General features: G+C 44.6%; 15 protein-coding genes. 11 read left to right on the top strand and 4 right to left on the bottom strand.

Annotated elements, in window-relative coordinates:
- Nucleotides 1–81: 81 nt before the first annotated feature.
- The 6 genes from AC23N5_RS22345 to AC23N5_RS22320 all read left to right on the top strand — a co-directional run bounded on the left by AC23N5_RS22345 (nucleotide 82) and on the right by AC23N5_RS22320 (nucleotide 8,498).
- A complete protein-coding gene (locus AC23N5_RS22345; RefSeq protein WP_487757327.1) occupies nucleotides 82–2,181 on the top strand; it encodes an alpha-glucuronidase family glycosyl hydrolase in 2,100 nt (699 codons plus the stop codon).
- A 64-nt stretch (nucleotides 2,182–2,245) separates the two neighbouring features.
- Nucleotides 2,246–3,004, top strand: coding sequence for an SDR family NAD(P)-dependent oxidoreductase (locus AC23N5_RS22340; RefSeq protein ID WP_487757326.1), 759 nt, complete (start codon nucleotides 2,246–2,248; stop codon nucleotides 3,002–3,004).
- Between the two features lie 184 nt (nucleotides 3,005–3,188).
- The gene (locus tag AC23N5_RS22335) at nucleotides 3,189–4,466 is read left to right on the top strand and encodes a TlpA family protein disulfide reductase (protein ID WP_487757325.1); all 1,278 of its coding nucleotides are present in this window, start codon (nucleotides 3,189–3,191) and stop codon (nucleotides 4,464–4,466) included.
- A gap of 17 nt (nucleotides 4,467–4,483) precedes the next feature.
- Complete coding sequence (locus AC23N5_RS22330) at nucleotides 4,484–5,518, top strand: glycoside hydrolase family 43 protein (protein ID WP_487757324.1); 1,035 nt, start codon at nucleotides 4,484–4,486, stop codon at nucleotides 5,516–5,518.
- Nucleotides 5,519–5,600: 82 nt separating this feature from the next.
- A complete protein-coding gene (locus AC23N5_RS22325; protein ID WP_487757323.1) occupies nucleotides 5,601–7,541 on the top strand; it encodes a sialate O-acetylesterase in 1,941 nt (646 codons plus the stop codon).
- 174 nt (nucleotides 7,542–7,715) lie between these two features.
- On the top strand, nucleotides 7,716–8,498 hold the full coding sequence (locus AC23N5_RS22320; protein ID WP_487757322.1) for a polysaccharide deacetylase family protein: 783 nt from the start codon (nucleotides 7,716–7,718) through the stop codon (nucleotides 8,496–8,498).
- A 213-nt stretch (nucleotides 8,499–8,711) separates the two neighbouring features.
- Here AC23N5_RS22320 and AC23N5_RS22315 read toward each other — a convergent pair whose 3' ends face one another.
- The gene (locus tag AC23N5_RS22315) at nucleotides 8,712–9,497 is read right to left on the bottom strand and encodes a cupin domain-containing protein (protein WP_487757321.1); all 786 of its coding nucleotides are present in this window, start codon (nucleotides 9,495–9,497) and stop codon (nucleotides 8,712–8,714) included.
- Between the two features lie 277 nt (nucleotides 9,498–9,774).
- Between AC23N5_RS22315 and AC23N5_RS22310 the strand changes: the two genes are divergently transcribed.
- The 4 genes from AC23N5_RS22310 to AC23N5_RS22295 all read left to right on the top strand — a co-directional run bounded on the left by AC23N5_RS22310 (nucleotide 9,775) and on the right by AC23N5_RS22295 (nucleotide 15,198).
- Nucleotides 9,775–10,407, top strand: a complete 633-nt coding sequence (locus tag AC23N5_RS22310; RefSeq protein WP_487757320.1) for a gluconate 2-dehydrogenase subunit 3 family protein — start codon at nucleotides 9,775–9,777, stop codon at nucleotides 10,405–10,407.
- Nucleotides 10,408–10,442: 35 nt separating this feature from the next.
- Nucleotides 10,443–12,158, top strand: coding sequence for a GMC oxidoreductase (locus tag AC23N5_RS22305; RefSeq protein ID WP_487757319.1), 1,716 nt, complete (start codon nucleotides 10,443–10,445; stop codon nucleotides 12,156–12,158).
- Nucleotides 12,159–12,534: 376 nt separating this feature from the next.
- Nucleotides 12,535–13,782: a porin gene (locus tag AC23N5_RS22300; protein ID WP_487757318.1), complete on the top strand. Its 1,248-nt coding sequence runs from the start codon at nucleotides 12,535–12,537 to the stop codon at nucleotides 13,780–13,782.
- A 93-nt stretch (nucleotides 13,783–13,875) separates the two neighbouring features.
- Entirely contained in the window at nucleotides 13,876–15,198 is a 1,323-nt protein-coding gene (locus AC23N5_RS22295) for an ammonium transporter (protein WP_028522737.1), read from the top strand.
- Between the two features lie 180 nt (nucleotides 15,199–15,378).
- On the opposite strand, the gene AC23N5_RS22290 is transcribed toward AC23N5_RS22295, so the two are convergent.
- Genes AC23N5_RS22290 through AC23N5_RS22280 form a run of 3 tightly spaced genes read right to left on the bottom strand, consistent with a single transcriptional unit; the run spans nucleotide 15,379 to nucleotide 17,708 of the window.
- Nucleotides 15,379–16,317, bottom strand: a complete 939-nt coding sequence (locus AC23N5_RS22290) for a ketopantoate reductase family protein (protein ID WP_487757317.1) — start codon at nucleotides 16,315–16,317, stop codon at nucleotides 15,379–15,381.
- A 36-nt stretch (nucleotides 16,318–16,353) separates the two neighbouring features.
- Nucleotides 16,354–17,046 (bottom strand): aspartate/glutamate racemase family protein, encoded by a 693-nt coding sequence (locus AC23N5_RS22285; RefSeq protein ID WP_487757316.1) that lies wholly within the window; start codon nucleotides 17,044–17,046, stop codon nucleotides 16,354–16,356.
- Between the two features lie 59 nt (nucleotides 17,047–17,105).
- Nucleotides 17,106–17,708, bottom strand: a complete 603-nt coding sequence (locus AC23N5_RS22280) for a TetR/AcrR family transcriptional regulator (RefSeq protein WP_183973881.1) — start codon at nucleotides 17,706–17,708, stop codon at nucleotides 17,106–17,108.
- Nucleotides 17,709–17,910: 202 nt separating this feature from the next.
- Between AC23N5_RS22280 and AC23N5_RS22275 the strand changes: the two genes are divergently transcribed.
- Nucleotides 17,911–19,077: a serine hydrolase domain-containing protein gene (locus tag AC23N5_RS22275; protein ID WP_487757315.1), complete on the top strand. Its 1,167-nt coding sequence runs from the start codon at nucleotides 17,911–17,913 to the stop codon at nucleotides 19,075–19,077.
- Nucleotides 19,078–19,097: the final 20 nt, after the last annotated feature.

Raw genomic sequence — 19,097 nt, 5'->3', positions numbered from 1 at the left:
TGATTTTGTTTTAATCTGCGCACATCAGCGTTTTTTTAATCTGCGATTTTCTGCGGGTAAAAACTAGGTAACTGTTTACTTATGATAAAATATTTGTTTCTATTTCTGCTATTAGTCTCAACAGCAGTCTTCGCCGATGATGGCTCTCGCCTCTGGCTTAAATACGATCTTTTGGCCGACGTCCAGCAGCGAGATACGTACTTAAAATCGACACAGTTTGTGGCGGCTAATTCTTCGCACCTCACCATCAAAGTAGCGGTACAGGAGTTGGAAATGGGCTTAAAAGGTTTGTTGGGAAAAGCACCTGCCCTCGTTCAAACCGCTACCAAATCAGGGGGGATTATCCTGAACGTTGCCCCCAATTCCCCTTCCACGTTGCCACAAGATGGCTTTGAGTTGTTTTCGGAAAAAGGAAATATCGTCATTTCGTCCAAATCAGAAGCAGGTGTGTTATACGGTGCGTTTGAGCTACTTCGCTACCTTCAAACGGGGAAATCGTTGACAAATCTTTCGGTAAAAAGCAGCCCTAAAATCAAATTACGGATGCTGAATCACTGGGACAATGCCAACGGAACCGTCGAACGGGGCTACGCAGGTTCGTCGATGTGGAAGTGGACTGAACTTCCGTTTCGGATTGATCCTCGTTACATTACCTACGCCCGCGCGAATGCTTCGTTGGGGATTAATGCGACATCCATCAACAACGTCAATGCAAGTTCACGCTTTTTGACCGAAGAATACCTCGAAAAAATCAAAGCCGTCGCCGATGTACTTCGTCCCTATGGCATCAAAGTATTTATTTCGGTCAATTTCCGTTCGCCTCGTACCTTGGGAGGGCTTAAAACTTCTGACCCCCTCGACCCCGAAGTGCGCAAATGGTGGAACGAGAAAACCAAAGAAATTCACCGCTATATCCCTGATTTTGGGGGTTATTTGGTCAAAGCCAATTCTGAAGGAGAGCCTGGCCCGCAAGACTACGGGCGTACCCATGCCGACGGGGCCAATATGCTGGCCGAAGCCATGCGACCGTTTAGCGGCATCGTTATTTGGCGGGCGTTTGTTTACAATGCTGACCCCAAAGGCGACCGTTTTAAAGAAGGTTATGCCCAATTTAAGCCGTTGGATGGGACATTTGACCCCAAAGTGATTGTCCAAGTCAAAAACGGCCCCATTGACTTTATGCCACGTGAACCTTTCCATCCGATGTTTGGGGCTTTTCCAAAAACAACCTTGGGCATGGAGTTTCAGATTACGCAAGAATATTTGGGTCAGTCAACGCACTTGACCTACCTTGCTCCCATGTTTAAGGAGTGTTTGGATACGGATACTTACGTGAAAGGAAAAGGAACAACTGTGGCCAAAATTGTGGATGGAAGCGCTGAAAATCACTCACTTTCGCTCATGGCTGGGGTGGCTAATACGGGTTCGGACGCCAACTGGTGCGGCCATCCGTTTAACCAAAGCAACTGGTACGCTTTTGGTCGATTGGCGTGGGATTACACACTGTCGTCGGAACAAATTGCGACAGAATGGACGCGCATGACGTTGACCCAGAAGCCGCAGTCGGTGCAGAAAATTACGGACATCATGCTCAAGTCACACCCGATATACGTGAGTTATACCTATCCGTTGGGGACGTCGCACATGATGGGAGAGGGGCATCACTACGGGCCTGAGCCGTGGCTTACCAAAGCCGCCCGCCCCGACTGGACGTCCATTTATTACCATCGGGCCGATTCGATTGGGTTGGGCTTTGACCGTACTGGAAAAGTGAGCAATGCGCTTCAATTGTATAGTCCTGAAGTTCAGCAACTTTGGGGGAATCCCGAAAAATGCCCGCTCGACTATCTGCTTTGGTTCCATCACGTACCTTGGACTCAAAAACTAAGCACTGGACGTAGCCTTTGGGACGAACTTTGTCACCGTTATTATGATGGGGTTGGGCAAGTCGGGAAGCTGCAATCAGCTTGGGAAAGTGTGAAGTCAGATGTTGATAAAGAGACGTTTGAGGACGTGAAAGGGCGTTTGAAAATTCAAGAAAAAGAGGCGTTGTGGTGGCGAGATGCCTGCGTGTTGTATTTCGGTGAATTTTCAAAACTACCGATTCCAAAGCCGCTTGTGCCCCCTACCCGAACCTTAGATGATGTCAAAAAGCTGACGGAGATTTATCATTTACGATAAAGTTTTTGTTCGTGAAATTTTTAGCGCACCGATGTAAAACCGAATCCAAAAAATTACTAAATAAATGAATCCGATTTTTTCGTTAGAGGGCAAAATCGCCCTCATTACTGGCGGTGGTAGTGGCATTGGCAACGCCATCGCAAAATGTATGATTGCCGCAGGAGGAACGGTCGTCATTACGGGCCGCCGCGAAACCCCACTTCAAGAAGCTGTGGCAGAGTTGGGGGAGAAAGCGCATTATGTGGTAAACGATGTGACTGATTTGTCGCAATTAGAGGCGTTAGTAGAACACATCGAAACCACGATTGGCCCCATTGATGTGTTGGTCAACAACGCGGGTATCAACATGAAAAAACCAGCACTGGAGGTTTCAGACGAAGATTTCCAGCGAATCATTCATACTAATTTAAGTGCCGTATTTTCCCTCACTCGGGCTTGTGCAAAACGCATGGTGGCGCGTCAAAGTGGGTCTATTTTGATGATTTCATCCATGGCGGCCTATTACGGCATCGACCGCGTGGTGGCATATGGGGCTTCCAAATCGGGGGTGGAGGGAATGGTACAAGTGCTTACTTCTGAATTTTCGAAGTTCAACGTTCGCGTCAATGCCATTGCTCCTGGCTTTATCGAAACCGCCATGATGAAAACCGCCATGAGCAGCGATCCCGACCGCATGAACAAGGCCCTCGACCGTACGCCAATGGGTTATTTTGGCAAACCCGAAGACATTGGCTGGGCGGCAGTGTATTTGTCGTCCGAGGCAGCCAAGTACGTGACGGGCGTCTCATTGCCCGTGGATGGAGGCAATTCGATTGGTTTTTAGGCGTTTGCTCGCTGTTAACTGTTATTTGGTAATGGTGTAACTGTGATGGGCAAAGCCAGAAAAAAGTATGCTGAACACATAACGGATAACAGTTAACGGATAACGATTAACCCAAACTCCGCACTTCTGGTACGAAAAATGCGTTTAGGTGGGTAAAGTCACTTTTACAACCATTTACCATCTCATGAGAATTGGATTATTACTATCGGTTTTGTTACTGTGGGCACAAACGCTTTTGGCGCAGGCCACGGTAGCCGTTGCGGCCAAAGATTCGCTGGATATTTTTAAAGAAGGAGCGCCCATGTCGGTTTTGGAGGCGTACAACGCGCTCTGGAATGATGCCGCTCACAAGTCGTTTTGGAACGAGTTTCAAGAGAAATTTGCGGCAGATTTTGATGCCAAAAAACAGGGAGAATTGCTGTTTTCTCAGAATATTGACGTACGAGAAATTGACCTTTTCAACCAACGCCGCAAGCAGCAGGAGTTCCTAAAAAACCACCCCGATGCGGCCAAGCTTTCGGAGCCGTTCAAACGCTATGTTGAAAATACGATTCGTTGGAATTATTGGTATTGGGTGCTCAATCACGCCGTGGCACGGAGCAATGCTGATACCAAAAACTTGAAAATGTCGTCGTTGCCCGCCGTTATGACTGAAGCGCTTGACCCTAAAAAAATTGCGAACGAAGAAGCCTTTCTAACGGGTTCGTACCGTGATTTTTTGGTGGTTTTTGTGACCTATTTCAACTCCCGCGACCATGCCTTTAATAAATACGCCGACATGGGAGCGGCTATGAATGATAAAGCAGCTTTTGCCAAAAAACACCTTGCGGGTTCGCAGGCATTGCCCTATTATTTGTGCCGACTCATGCGCGAAACCTGCGTCAATACGCCCAAAGATGCCGTAGTGAGTACGTTGGATTTGTTGAAAATTACGCCCCAAGCGGAAAAATACGCCCGTTTGGCGACCGAGAAGTGCAACGAAGTCCTCACGCGCAAAGAGGAAAAGAAACCCGCCGAGGTAGCTTCAAAGGCTGGTAAGGAAGACGAACTTATCCTACAAAATGCCGAGGGAAAAACGTTTCGGTTGTCGGATTTCAAGGGGAAGGTCGTTTATCTTGATTTTTGGGCGAGTTGGTGTGGACCTTGCCGTGCCGAATTTCCTCATTCTAAAGCCATGCAAGAGAAGTTGACCGACAAGCAAAAAAAGAAAATCGTATTTCTTTATGCCTCCATTGATGAAAAAGAAGAGGCTTGGAAAAAAGCGTTGGAACAACTTCAGTTACAGGGTGAAAATGGCCACGTAAAACCCGCTGACAACGCCGCAATGTTGCGTAAACTGATGGTGACGAGCATTCCTCGCTACGTGATTATTGATAAAAATGGTAAAATCATTGCCCCCGACGCACCACGTCCAAGTTCACCTGATACGCTGAATGAATTGTTGAAACTGATTGACAACTAACCCTTTTACTATAAATAATGCAACTCAAGTACGTTGGAATTTCACTGCTTTTGGCAGCAGCTTTGACAGGACAAGCGCAGAAAAAAACGCCGATTTCGCAACCGTTGGTGTCTCATTTGTTTACGGCGGACCCATCTGCTCACGTTTTTAACGGTAAAATTTACATTTACCCGTCGCACGATATTGAATCTGACACCAAACGTGACGACGACGGTGGGCATTTTGACATGAAAGACTACCACGTTTTTTCCATGGGTGCCATCGACGGAAAAGTAACAGACCACGGCGTGGCGCTTGATATAAAAGACGTTCCGTGGGTGAGTCGTCAGCTTTGGGCGCCCGATGCAGAGTTTAAAAACGGGACGTATTACCTTTATTTTCCTGCCAAAGACAAAGAAGATGTGTTCCGTATCGGTGTAGCGACGAGCAAAAAACCAGAAGGGCCTTTTGTAGCCGAAAAAGAGCCAATCAAGGGCAGTTATAGCATCGACCCGTCGGTTTTTAAGGATACAAACGGCAGTTATTACCTCTATTTTGGTGGAATTTGGGGTGGACAACTGCAACGCTGGAAAGGGAATACGTATTTGGGAAAAACAGATTATCCCAAAAAAGGTGAGACGGCCTTGCTGCCACGGGTAGCGAAATTGTCGGCCGACATGAAGAGTTTTGCTGAAGAAGTAAAAGAGGTGAAAATTTTGGACGAAAATGGCAAACTGCTCATGGAAGACGATAAAGATAAACGTTTTTTTGAGGCAGCTTGGGTACACAAGTACAACGGTAAATACTATTTCTCGTATTCAACGGGCGACACACACAACATAGCTTATGCCGTCGGGGATACGCCTTATGGCCCTTTTACGTACAAAGGAATTGTCTTAAAACCTGTGCAAGGCTGGACAAATCACCATTCGATTGTGGAATTTAAAGGAAAGTGGTACTTGTTTTATCACGACGTACAACTCACGGGAAAAACGCACCTGCGCAACATCAAAGTCACTGAATTAAAGCACAACTCTGACGGTTCTATTCAGACAATTGAGCCTTATAAATAACCTTGCTTTCGTTTCTTTAACCTATCGTTAACGGCCTTTAGAAAGTTATCCACTTGAGGGAGGCTATTGTACTATTCAAACCATGAGGATTCTAAAAATCGTCCTTGGAATTTTGTTGTTGAGCCATGCCCTGTGTGTGGCTCAACTTCGTTTGCCGCGCCTCATTAGCGACGGCATGGTGCTTCAGCGTGATCAATCGCTGCGGCTGTGGGGGTGGGCATCTCCCCAAGAAAAAGTGAGCCTTTTGTTTAAAGACAAACAGTACAAAACCCAAGCCGATGCCACGGGCAAATGGGAAATTAAGCTGCCAGCTCAACCCGCAGGAGGGCCGTTCGATTTGCTTTTTCGGGGAAAAAATGAAGTGAAGGTCAGCAATGTACTTTTTGGTGATGTTTGGATTTGTGCGGGGCAGTCGAACATGGTGATACCGATGGAACGCGTAAAAGAAAAATATCCTGAAGACATTGCGTCGGCCAATTACCCCGAAATTCGACTGTTTTTTGTAGCTACTTTGACTGATTTGCAACAAAAACGAGACGATTTTCCGTCGGGAAGTTGGAAAATAGCCAATCCAAAAGATGTGCTTCAGTTTTCGGCGATTGCGTATTTTTTTGCAAGAAATCTGTACGAAAAATACCACGTTCCGATTGGTTTGATAAACTCCAGCGTAGGCGGAACGCCCATCGAAGCGTGGATTGGTGAGGAGGGATTGACGAAGTTTCCAGAGTTGACAGCCACATTACAGAAAAATAAAGATAGCCTTTACGTAAAGTCGTTGCTGAAACAAATGGCCGCGGCCAATACCCCCCGAAAATCGCAAGACAAAGGCATGAGCGAAACAATCCCTTGGTATTCAGCAGACTACGTTCCGAAAGGGTGGCGTCGAATGAACGTGCCTGGCTACTGGGAAGACCAAGGCATCAAAGACCTTAATGGGGTAGTGTGGTACCGCAAAGAAATCGACGTCCCTGCCTCCATGACGGGAGTGGCGGCTAAATTGTTTTTGGGAAGAATTGTGGACGCTGATATTGCCTACGTTAACGGCAAACAGGTGGGAAACATTACCTACCAATACCCGCCCCGCCGTTACGAAATTCCTGCGGGAGTGCTGAAAGAAGGCAAAAATACCCTCGTCGTGCGGGTGGTCAACCAAGCGGGTAAAGGAGGATTTGTTCCTGACAAAAACTATTCATTGGTAGCCAACGGGCAAGTGGTTGACATTAAGGGAGATTGGTGGTGTAAAGTGGGTGAAGTTTTTCCTCCTGTGAAAGACAATGGCGTGAATTTTTCGGCCCAAAACCAACCTTCCGCCTTATTTAATGCCATGATTGCGCCGTTGGTATCGACTGCCGCCAAGGGCTTTTTATGGTATCAAGGGGAGTCTAATACTGGAAATCCCGAGCCTTACCGCGACTTACTTCCTGCCTTGGTGCAGGATTGGCGCAGCCGCTGGGGGCAGGGTGATTTGCCTTTCTTTGGGGTACAATTGGCCAATTTTATGGAGGTCGATTATTTGCCGTCCGAAAGCCAATGGGCGGTTTTACGCGAGGGACAGTTAAAACTATTATCGGTTCCCAATACAGCTTTGGTCGTCACGATTGATCTCGGTGAATGGAATGATATTCACCCGTTAAACAAAAAAGACATTGGGTATCGCTTATCATTAGCCGCCCAAAAACTAGCCTACGGCGACCAAAATGTAGTGCATTCGGGGCCGCTTTTGACCTCAGCTACGACCGAAAATGGTAAAATTCGACTGCGTTTTGACCAAACAGGCAGTGGCATTGTTTCCAAAGACGACGACGAACTGCGCTGGTTTGCCGTAGCGGGAGCCGATAAAAAGTTTGTGTGGGCGCAAGCACGCATTGAAGGAAAAAATGAAATTGTTGTTTGGAACGACACTGTTTCTGCACCTTTGTACGTGCGGTATGCGTGGGCAGATAACCCCGAAAATGTCAATTTTTACAACAAAGAAGGATTGCCAGCGTCGCCCTTCCGAACGGACGAACCTGCAAAACGCTAACGTGGGCGAGATAGACTTAGTAAGTTTTGGAAACTTACTAAGTCTTCACGATGCGACGAGGCGGGTTTTGAGAAACCCTTTGCACAATCGGCACGGTCGGGTTTTGAGAAACCCTCCACACTCCCTCTACACCCCTCCTCATCACTTAAATCTCATAACTCATCACTAACAATCATGAATTCAATCCGCTTACTTTGTCTTTTTTTAGGCGTATCACTTGTGAGTTTTGCTCAACAACCTTGGAACGGGAAAAAATGCGCCGTCGTACTTACCTACGACGATGCCCTAAACGTCCACCTCAACAACGCCATTCCCGCTTTAGATTCGGCGGGGTTTAAAGGAACGTTTTACATTTCAGGCTCTTTTCCAGGCTTTACCCAGCGCTTGCAAGATTGGCGAAAGGCGGCCCAACGCGGCCACGAGCTTGGGAATCACACCCTATTTCATCCTTGCGATGCATCCTTGCCTGGGCGTCAGTGGGTTAATCCTGAAAATGATTTGAGTAAATACACTCTCAAACGCATCACCGAAGAAATCAAAGTGACTAATGTGCTGCTGGAAGCGGTAGATGGGAAAAAAAGTCGGACGTTTGCCTATACCTGCGGCGATGCCAAAGTGGGCACGCAGTTTTTTATGGATGGCCTCAAGGGGGAATTGATGGCGGCGCGTGGCGTACGGGGCGAAATGCACCCAGTAGATCAGATTGATTTATACTACACCGATGGGTATATTGTCAACAACGACTCAGGGGAGAAAATGACCTCTTTGGTAAAAAAGGCAATGCAAACCAATACGCTTCTGATTTTTGTGTTTCACGGCGTAGGAGGGGAGCATTCGCTGGATGTTTCGTTGGCGGCGCACCGCGAATTGGTGCATTTCCTCAAACAACACGAAAAAGACATTTGGGTAGCCCCTTTGGTGGATGTTGCCGATTTTCTTAAACAGCAGAAGCGTTAAATCAATTTCGTTTGTAATGTTATCCCGCAGATTTACGCAGATGGGGAGCGCAAACCGCCGATTTTCTGCGAAAGTCAGCGTTTTTTTTAAATCTGCGTGTTCTGCGGGGAAAAAATGCCATTCACGCAGACGGGGAGCGCAAACCGCCGATTTTCTGCGAAAGTCAGCGTTTTTTTTAAATCTGCGTGTTCTGCGGGGAGAAAATGCCATTCATTACTCAAATTGAAAAGCAAAGTAAGTGCAGCTGCCTTTACTGGTATTCCGTAGGGCGTGGGGGACGTTTGATTGTAAAAAAATAATGTCACCTACGTCCGAACTCAACCACTTCCCATCAATACTTTCTTCGGCTTGTTGGTGAGTGAGCAATAAAATCTCAGCAGCTTTGTGGGTATGGGGCGGATGACTCATTAAACCCTCGTTGAGTGTCGTCACGTGCATTTCAAAACGCTTGGCGTGGGCGGTAGCTCGATCAAAAAAATTACGACGCCCTCCTTTATCATGTGGTTTGAATTCTACTTGGTTCCAGTGCACCACAAACGAACCTCCAGCCTTTTTGCCACGCTCCAAATCGACTCCTTCTACAGCCTCATAGCGCATGATATAATAGGTGACAGGAGCATTGGTTTTGTTTTCAAACCCGTGCTCGTCGCCAGGCATAATGAGCGCGATGCTCCCTGTTTCGAGTGTCTCGGTTTTTCCTTCAATCGTCACCGTCAGTTCTCCCTCTTTTACAATGACAAGTTCTTCGTCGCTGTGTTTGTGGCTAGGGTGGGGGGCTTGGTGAGGTTTCAGGGTTGTTGCATGCACTTTGAGGTGTTTGAAAGCAGGCGTCGTTCCTTCTAAAATTTGCCGTTGTTCTACCGAAGCCTTTTTCGATACAGGCAGGTCTTTCCATACATATACCCCCGAGGCTATGGGTTGGTGCTGGGCGGAGAGGGAAAAGCTCAAAGCCAAACCAACAAGTAGTTTGAAAACGAATGAAAAAGGTTGGAAAGCCATACAACAAAAGATAAAATGGATGAAAGGAAAATTGCCCGAAGGATGAGAGGGTGCATGTCGCGTATTACCAAAAGAAAAAAAAGGATTTTTTTTAACTGCATTAAAAAGCCGTAGATAGCAGCAAATCAAGCAAATGCGCTCAAATTCAAAACTTTAATACCGTAGATGTATATGGGTTTGGAGAAAAAACCGTTTGTTATGCGTAAAAATTGTACATTTCATATGTAATTTTACACCTGCCCAATAATTAAACGTGTAACAACTAACCTTAAAAACTATGATGAATCGCAGAGACGCAATCGCGCGGGTGGCCCTTCTCATGGGAGGAACTCTTTCGGCGCCTTCGTTGATGGCTTTTGGCGAAGGAACCCCCGCAAAACAGGCGGTAGGCGCTGCTTTTAGCCTAACGAGTGCGCAGAAAACCCTCGTTGCTGAAATCGCAGAACACATTATTCCTAAAACCAGTACTCCAGGTGCCAAAGAAGCGGGCGTAGGGCCGTTTATTGAAATGATGTTAGCGGATTGTTACAAACCGCAAGAGCAACAAAACTTTTTGGATGGCTTGGCAGACCTCGATGAAAGAGCAACCAAAGCCCACAGCAAGAAATTTTTGGAAACCTCGTCGGCTGAGCAAGTCGCTATTTTGAAGCAAGTCGAAAAAGATACGATTGAATTGATGAAGAGCGCCAATGTACAGCAAGTAAAAGTAGGCGACAACGTGGACAAAGAAGTGGTAAGTTCTAAAAAACTCAAAGGAACACCGTTCTGGCGTTTGTTGAAAGAATTGACGCTATTTGGCTACTTTACATCCGAACAAGGTGCGACTCAAGCCCTTGAATATGTGCCTATTCCTGGGCGTTATGATGCGTGTATTCCGCTCAAACCAGGCCAAAAAGCCTACGCGCTTTAATTTTCACATTCTCCAAATTTCAATTCAAGAGTCCAATGTATTTGAATATAGATGCACAAAAAGAAATGACGTACGATGCTATCGTCGTAGGGTCAGGAATAAGTGGCGGCTGGGCTGCCAAAGAATTAACTGAGCGTGGCTTGCGCGTGCTTTGTATTGAGCGTGGTCGCGACATCAAGCACGTTGAAGGGTACGAAACGGCCATGAAAGCGCCGTGGGAGTTTGCTCACCGTGGCCGCCCTGATAACATGGCTGCCGAAGAATATTGGGCAGGGATGCGCACGGGCTATACAGCCAATGAAGAACACCGCTACTTGTTTGAAAACGACAGCAAAAACCCGTACCTCGAAACCCGTCCGTTTGACTGGATTCGTGCCTACCACACGGGAGGTCGTTCGTTGTTGTGGGGACGTCAAAGCTACCGTTTCAACGAAGAAGATTTCATGGCTAACGGAAAAGAAGGTGTTGGGGTAGATTGGCCAGTACGCTACAAAGAAATTGCCCCTTGGTATGACTACGCCGAGCGTTTTGCAGGAATCAGTGGGTCGAAAGATGGTTTGTCGGTACTTCCTGATGGGCAATTTTTGCCCGCGATGGAGCTAAACTGCCTCGAAAAACACGTGAAGTCGGAAGTAATGAAAAAGATGGGGCGGACGCTTACCATCGGTCGGGTTGCTCACCTTTCAAAACCACAAAGCTGGCATACTGCCCTCGGACGCGCTGCTTGCCAGTACCGCAACATGTGTATGCGTGGCTGTCCGTTTGGAGCTTATTTCAGTACGCAGTCGGCGACGTTGCCAGCGGCGATGAAAACCAAGCGTTTGACGTTGGTCAATAATAAGATTGTATCGGAAGTAATTTATGACGAGAAAAAAGGCCGTGCTACGGGCGTTTGGACCATCGACCAAAATACCCTCGAAGTAAAAGAATACTACGCAAAAATTATCTTCTTGAATGCTTCGGCGATTCCGTCGGCGTCTATTTTACTTAATTCAAAATCGAGCCGTTTCCCCAACGGATTGGGCAACGACAGCGATCAAGTAGGCCGCAACATCATGGATCACCACCTTGGGGTAGGTGCTTCGGGCGAGTTTGATGGTTTCCAAGACCAATACTACTTCGGACGTCGTCCAAACGGAGTTTATATCCCTCGCTACCGCAACTGGGGCAACGACAAGCGCGACTACTTACGCGGATTTGGTTACCAAGGTGGTGCAAGCCGTAGCGGTTGGGGACGTGGCGTAGGTATGGAAGGCTTCGGTGCTTCGTTCAAAGACGATTTGAGCAAAGTCGGTGGCTGGTCGATGGGTATTGGTGGTTTTGGTGAAGTATTGCCAAACGAAAACAACCGCTTTACATTACACCCAACCAAAAAAGACAAATGGGGAATGCCAATTGTGGTATTTGATGCTGCTTACGGCGAAAACGAACGCAAGATGCGTAAAGACATGGCCAACGATGCCGCCGAAATGCTCGAAGCGGCAGGTCTTAAAAACGTTCGTTCGTACGATGATACCAGCAAAAACCTCGGTATCGGTATCCACGAAATGGGAACGGCACGTATGGGTAAAGATCCTAAGACGTCGGTGTTGAATAAAAATAACCAGTTGCACGATTGCAAAAACGTCTTCATGACCGACGGTGCCTTTATGACTTCGGCGTCTTGTGTGAACCCTTCGTTGACTTACATGGCATTTACGGCACGCGCTTCTAAGTTTGCGGTAGATGAATTGAAGAAGAAAAACCTCTAGTTTTCGAGCGTTTTATCGCCTTTGGTGGCCCAGTTACTTCGGTAGCTGGGCTTTTTTGTGTTTTGGTATATCTATCTCTTATGCGTTTAGTATGGTTAAAATATAACTATTTGAATGTTTTGTTGATTTTATGGTTGTGGTATTGAGAAAGAAAATTTTGATAAAGTGATTAAAGACAGAATAAAATAAAAAATATGATAATTTTGATATATTCTTAAATATTTCAACGTAAATAAACTTAAAAATCGAAAATTTGCAGTTTTTTACTAATAAATACTCAAAAATTATACTAAAAATTTGGATGTTTACAAAAATAGCTCCATGTTTGTATCGGAAAACAAAACCACGTATTGCCCACCTTAAACAAAATAATATTATGCAAAAGCTACAATTACTTGTTTTATGTTTGTTTTCGACGTTTTTGGCTTTTCCTAAGGGAATTGAGGAGAAAAAGTCAGACGCCAAAACAGAAACTAAGACCGAAGCTAAAGTAGAAGCTAAGACCGAAGCTAAAACGGAAGGAGAAGAAGAGAAGAAAGGGTCGTTTACATTTTCGGGATATATCGATTCTTACTATAGTGCCAATTTCAACAAACCAGCTTCACGTTCTAACTTGGGTGCATACTATGCTCGCGTATTTGACCAGAGATCAGGACAAATTTCGTTGGGTTTGGTACAAACTAAAATGCAATACAGCAACGAAAAGTCAGATGTAGTGATTGATTTGGCTTTCGGTCCAAACGCTGACCTTGGTAACTACGGAAACTTGCTCGGGCCACTTGGTTCAGGAAGCACAGCATTGGCCATCAAACAAGCGTACTTTAACTGGAAAGCATCTAGCAAATTGACGTTCACGGCGGGTCAGTTTGGTACCCACATCGGTTATGAAGTAATTGATGCTCCAGTAAACTTCAACTATTCATTGTCAAACCTTTTCAACAACGGTCCATTCTATCACGTTGGGGTGAAAGGTACGTACGCTTTCTCTGACAAAGTGTCTTTGATGCTTGGTTTGGTCAACAACGTAGATAACTTGAACGATAACAACCGCAAAAAAGGCTTTGTATCTCAGTTGTTTGTGAATCCTGCTAAAGGCTGGAATGTGTATCTTAACTTCATCAACAGCAACGAAGCAAGCACTGACGACCAAGGAAATACCCCAGATGCACACTACCGCGTTCTTGATTTTGTAACAACGCTTCAAGCGACTGACAAGCTTTTGATTGGCGCAAACGCAGCATTTGGTTCACAAAAAGGCTCTTACCAAGGCGGCGCTGTTTTGACAGAGTCAACACCTTGGGGTGGTGCAGCAGGTTATTTGAGCTACGCCGCTTCTGATTTGTTCAGCATTGGTGCGCGTTACGAATACTTCGACAACACGGCAGGTGCTCGTGCGCTTCTTAACCGTCTTGGAAATGGAACATCGGTAAATTCATTGACCCTTACTGGAAACTTTACCGTAGCAGATGGTCACTTGTTGATCAAGCCTGAGTTCCGCATGGATTCATACAAAAAATTGACAGGCGCTGGCGAAAGCGGACAACAACAATTTGAAGATTCAAAAGGTGCTTTCACTAAAAACGCACAGTCAACGCTTGGTCTAGCACTCATTTACAAGTTCTAATAATTGATTCCTATTTTAAGTGGAGCCTTCAACGCCTCCACTTAAAATCCTTGATAACTATTAAAGTACAACCAAAACCAGTCAAGTAAATCTATGAAAAATTTAATCCCACTCGTGATTTTGCTGGTAGTTAGCCTCTTAGGAGTCTTAATGCCAGCTATCCCAACCCAAATTGTAACCGAAGGGTTAAATTCAGGCGATATGGCCTGGATGCTTGTTGCTACGGCGTTCGTATTGTTGATGACACCTGGCTTGGCCTACTTCTACGGAGGAATGGTAAACCACAAAAACGTTATCTCAACAATGCTTCAGAGCTTTATTGCAATGGGCGTAATCAGTATCGTTTGGGTTGTCGTTGGTTTTAGTTTGGCTTTCGGTGATTCAATCGGTGGCTGGGTAGGAAACCCTATGACATTCTTCATGTTCAATGGTGTATTAGACGGAAAGCCTTGGTCATTGGCTCCTACTATTCCATTGGCATTGTTTGCATTCTTCCAATTGAAATTTGCGGTAATCACGCCTGCACTTGTGACAGGTTCGTTGGCAGAGCGTATCAAATTCCGTTCGTATATTTTGTTCATGGTGTTGTTCAGCATTTTCGTATATGCTCCTTTGGCACACTGGACATGGCACCCAGAAGGTTTCTTGTTTAAGCTTGGTGTACTTGACTTTGCTGGTGGTACTGTAGTACACATGTCGGCAGGTTGGGCAGCGTTGGCGGGTGCGTTGTACTTGAAGCGTCGTCGTTCACACGAAGAAGCAAACTTTTTGCCACCAGCCAATATCCCTTACGTATTGTTAGGAACAGGTTTGTTGTGGTTCGGATGGTTTGGATTTAACGCAGGTTCGGCCGTAGGTGCAGGTCCATTGGCAGTTTCAGCATTGGCTGCTACCAACACCGCAGCTGCCGCAGCAGGTTTGGCGTGGGTATTGTTCGATACAGCAAAAGGCAAAAAGCCATCAGCCCTTGGGTTCTCAATCGGAGCCGTTGTAGGTTTGGTTGCGATTACACCAGCCTGCGGATTCGTTACGATTCCTCAGTCGATTTTCATCGGTACTATCTCATCAATGGTATCAAATTACTTGGCACACCTTCGTACCAAAACTACGTTGGACGATACGCTTGACGTATTCCCTTGCCACGGTGTAGGTGGTATGATGGGTATGATCATGACGGGTATCTTTGCTTCAAAAGGCGTAAACGGAGCGGTGGTTGACGAAGGCTTGGCTTACGGTACATTTACCCTTTTCAAAAACCACATGATTGCCCTAGTGTTGGTGTCAGTATTCGCTTTTGTAATGTCGTACGTTATTTTAATGATTACAGACTTCATCGAGCCACTTCGTGTATCAGAAGAAGACGAAAAAGTTGGGTTGGATATTAGCCAACACGATGAATTCTTGGTAGAAGCTTAAAAACCAAATAGAAAAGTTACAACGAGACCACAGAGGGCATGCCCTATTGACTGTGGTTTTGTTGTACTCGTTGAAGCTACTGGCATTGCTGGTAGCTTCATTTTTTTTGTAGCATCGAATACGGTGAAGCCAACAAGATAGTCTGCCGTTTAGAGGGCTATATTGTTTTTTGGGTGCAGTTTAAGAAGACAGAGAAGACAACGCTATTTGAGACTTAATTTGTATCAATTCGCCCAAAAGGCTTGTTTCCTTGGCCAGTCTCTTTTCTTGTAAGTTATCGGCAATAGTAGCAATGGCGACGTTTAATGTGTCAATCTCCGTTTTCCGTTTGTTAATGATGTCTTGGTAAGTAGAAATCAACTGGCCGTCAGAATGTTGGCTGATTAGCAAGAGGCTATTTATGACCTCTTCGGAACTCAATAAGATGCCTTGGGTGGCTGCCACCGCAATACATTCGTTTATTACTCTCTTAGCGATACTTAATGCCTCTGAGTTACGATAGAAAATCCCATTGTCAATTTCCAATAGTGGGCAAACGGAGTTAAAGACACAATTAACAATGGTTTTTGACCATATCTTAGCGTATATATTCGGCTCCGTTTTAAACTTGAAATGCTGCGTATTTATTTCATTAACTATGCTAAGTAAACCCTCGGTGTTTCCAGAAATAATGCCCACCGAAGAATCTGAAACTGGCATGAACTGTAATTTGTTTTCTGACAGAAGCTGGGATGTCGCAAAAAGAACACAGCGGTAGATTTGTGGAAATTTATGTTCGATAAATGGTTTTTCCACATTTAGCCCATTCTGTAAAATTACGATTGGAGTAGCATTGATTTTTGTCTTCAGCCTTTGAGCAATAGCCGCATTTCCGTACGACTTATTGGTTAAAACCACAAGGCCATTCAGTTCTGAGTAATTGCTTATCGTGCTTATGGGGACTTCTGCTTTTATCACTTCGCTGTTTTTTAATACAACTTCAATTTGCTCAGTGTAAGCCGAATGGTCGTCGAGATGTCCGCGAAGTAAAACAACTTCTTTGCCCTCACTTTTTAAAAAAGCGGCCAGTGCTTTTCCAATGGCGCCAGCTCCAACGATGAAAATAGCCTTGCTGTTCATAGATTACTTGGGCTTTGTTTTAAAAGATAAACCAAGCTAGGTGGTTGTTAAAGCAAACTCAACGGCTGCCTGTGCATGAATCAGGGTAGAGTTGAAAACAGGGACAGAAATGTCTTCTTGAGAAATGAGTAAGGGAATTTCGGTACAACCTAATATGATACCTTCTGCGCCTTGTTCAATAAGCCTGTTTATGATGGAGATGTATTCTTGTTTTGTACGTTGAAGAAGAATACCCTTGCCCAATTCGTGCAGAAGGGTTTCTTCAATGAAATCTATTTCTGCTTTGGTAGCAGGTATGATTATTTCCAATCCTTCCTCGGAAAGTTTCTTTTTGTAGAAATCCAATTCCATGGTGTAAACCGTACCCAGCAAGCCGACTTTCTTTAACTGTCTTTTATGAATGGCATTGGCTACTCTGATGTCGATAAGAGGTAAGTCCACTTTTTGGGCAACTCGTTCGGCAACAATATGGGCAGTATTTGCACCAAGTAGGATAACTTCAGCACCCGCGTCTTTTAATCTTGATGCAGCGTTTGACAATAACTGGAATGTACCCTCCCAGTTATAATCAGCATTGTATGTGCTGAAATTTTCGAAATTGACCGAGTAAATAATACATTCAGCAAAATTTAGATGGCCTAATCTTTTATTGGTTTCTTCATTGATAAATCGGTAATAATCCAGCGTTGAAGTCCAACTGATACCGCCTACAAGCCCTATTTTTTTCATCTTTTTGGTCAGAAAGTGTTATGATAAATCCAGTGAGGCTACTCGTTTGGCTAAAAAAATTAATCTTTCAAACTCACTATTATTTTTTCTAAAAAATTCATCGCAATCTTAAGTTCTGTTAAACTATCAGTTACTTTCGCTTGCATAAATGCCCCTTCAATCAATGATATAAGAATAACTGCAATTTCTGTAGGGTCGGTGTCTGGTTTTATTTCACCTCGGTTTATTCCTCGCTTAACCTGATTTTCTACCGATACTTTCCAAAAAGAAAGGGCATTGGTAACTTTTTCTTTCAAAAGGGGATGAGTGTCGTCTGCTTCAGTGGCGGTATTCAAAATAGGACAACCAGCCCGTAAAAAAGGTATTTTTAAATAATTACGGTATATAGCTGGATAAACAAGTAATCGTTCAATGGAATTTTCGGTTGCCATCAATTTTTCTTTGATGTAGTCATTGACTTTCGTATGGTTATAATCAAAAACAGCCAGCGCAACCTCATCTTTATTTTCAAAATTTCCATAAATGCTACCCTTCGTTAGTCCTGTCGCTTGGATAAGGTCATTGATGGATGTCCCAGCGTACCCTTTTTCATTGAAAATAGGAGCCGTTTTTTCAATAATAAATTGTCTAGTCCTTTCTGCTTTGGATAGTGTCTCATTCATGATGATGCAAATATAACGGACAAAAAATACCGTTCGGTATTTTTTGTGTAAAAATTTATTTTGAGCACAGATTTAAAGTAAAACCAGTAGCGGCAGTCAGCTATTTGGGCAATATTACCTATGAAATTGACTATTTCTGCCTATGTTTTAGGGTTTTGGCATCAAGTAATTTTGCGTTCATAATTTTTACAGCAATACAAATATGAAACGCTATTTGATGATTATCCTACCAGTTTTGATTTTTACTGGTTGCAAAAACAACAATGTAGATCCTAATCCGACTACGACATGTCTGGCGGAAAATGCGATTAATGAGGGAATCATTCCTGCTTCGGAGGTGAAAGCCATTATTGATTCTTATACGTCTGACAAACTCCCAGGGATTACATTTCTGGCACGCAAGGGAGATAACTATTGGCAGTACAACAGTGGAGTACTCAACAAAGATTCAAAGAAGTCAATGAGACCGTGTCTAGTATGGCCTGGCTACAGCATCACTAAAATGTACACCGCCACCGCTATTTTAAAGCTCGCTGAACTTGGGAAAATCTCGCTTGATCAAAAAATTAATACTTGCTTACCAGCCAATTTGCTCTCCAAAATTCCTGATGCTAACAAAATAACCATCCGAATGCTGCTGAATCACAGCTCTGGTATTGAAGACTATTGGCATAATTCTGAGTATGTTGAGGGGTACGTCGAAAACCCCGCCCGTACCTACGAGGTGAGCGATTACTTGGAGGCAGCTAAGAGACGATTTTTTGAGCCAGGGACAGATGTCTATTATTCCAACACCAATTACCTGATTTTGTCGCTCATTATCGACCACATCACTAATCAGAGGCACGAAATATCTTTTCTTAAATACATTTATAATCCACTCGAACTTTCGGATACTTTCTATAAAGAATTGCCTACTAACCTGCTCATAGATACACCACGTTTGTATGCCGATGTCGAAGGGGCGGGTAGGCTAATTGACTTTACGGATTTGTCATACGTACAATTTCGCAACGAATCAGGCAGCAATAGCATCTTTGCAAAACCAAAAGATTTTGTGGATTTTATTCATGGTCTTTCGCATGGTAAGTTACTCAACGCCCACTATTTTTCAGAGATGAAAAAGGAATATACTGGAAACGCCAGTCCAGATGTATATGGCTTAGGATTAGAGTTTTATGAAAAAAATGGCGCCAAAATGTACGGTTATGCTGGTAGCAGTTTTGGGGGAAGAACGCTCTTACTCTATAATCCTAAAACCGACGTAAGCTTTTTTATAGGTGTCAATGCGGGTGCGGAACTCGGAGGGCCTGTGTTGGAAAACATTGCGGAGATGATGGAAGAAATTGCGACTAAACTGGCAAATTAATCGCTCTCAGGTACAATACT

The organism is Runella sp. R5_40, from assembly GCF_057652295.1.
This window is presented reverse-complemented; position numbering and strand designations above follow the sequence as displayed.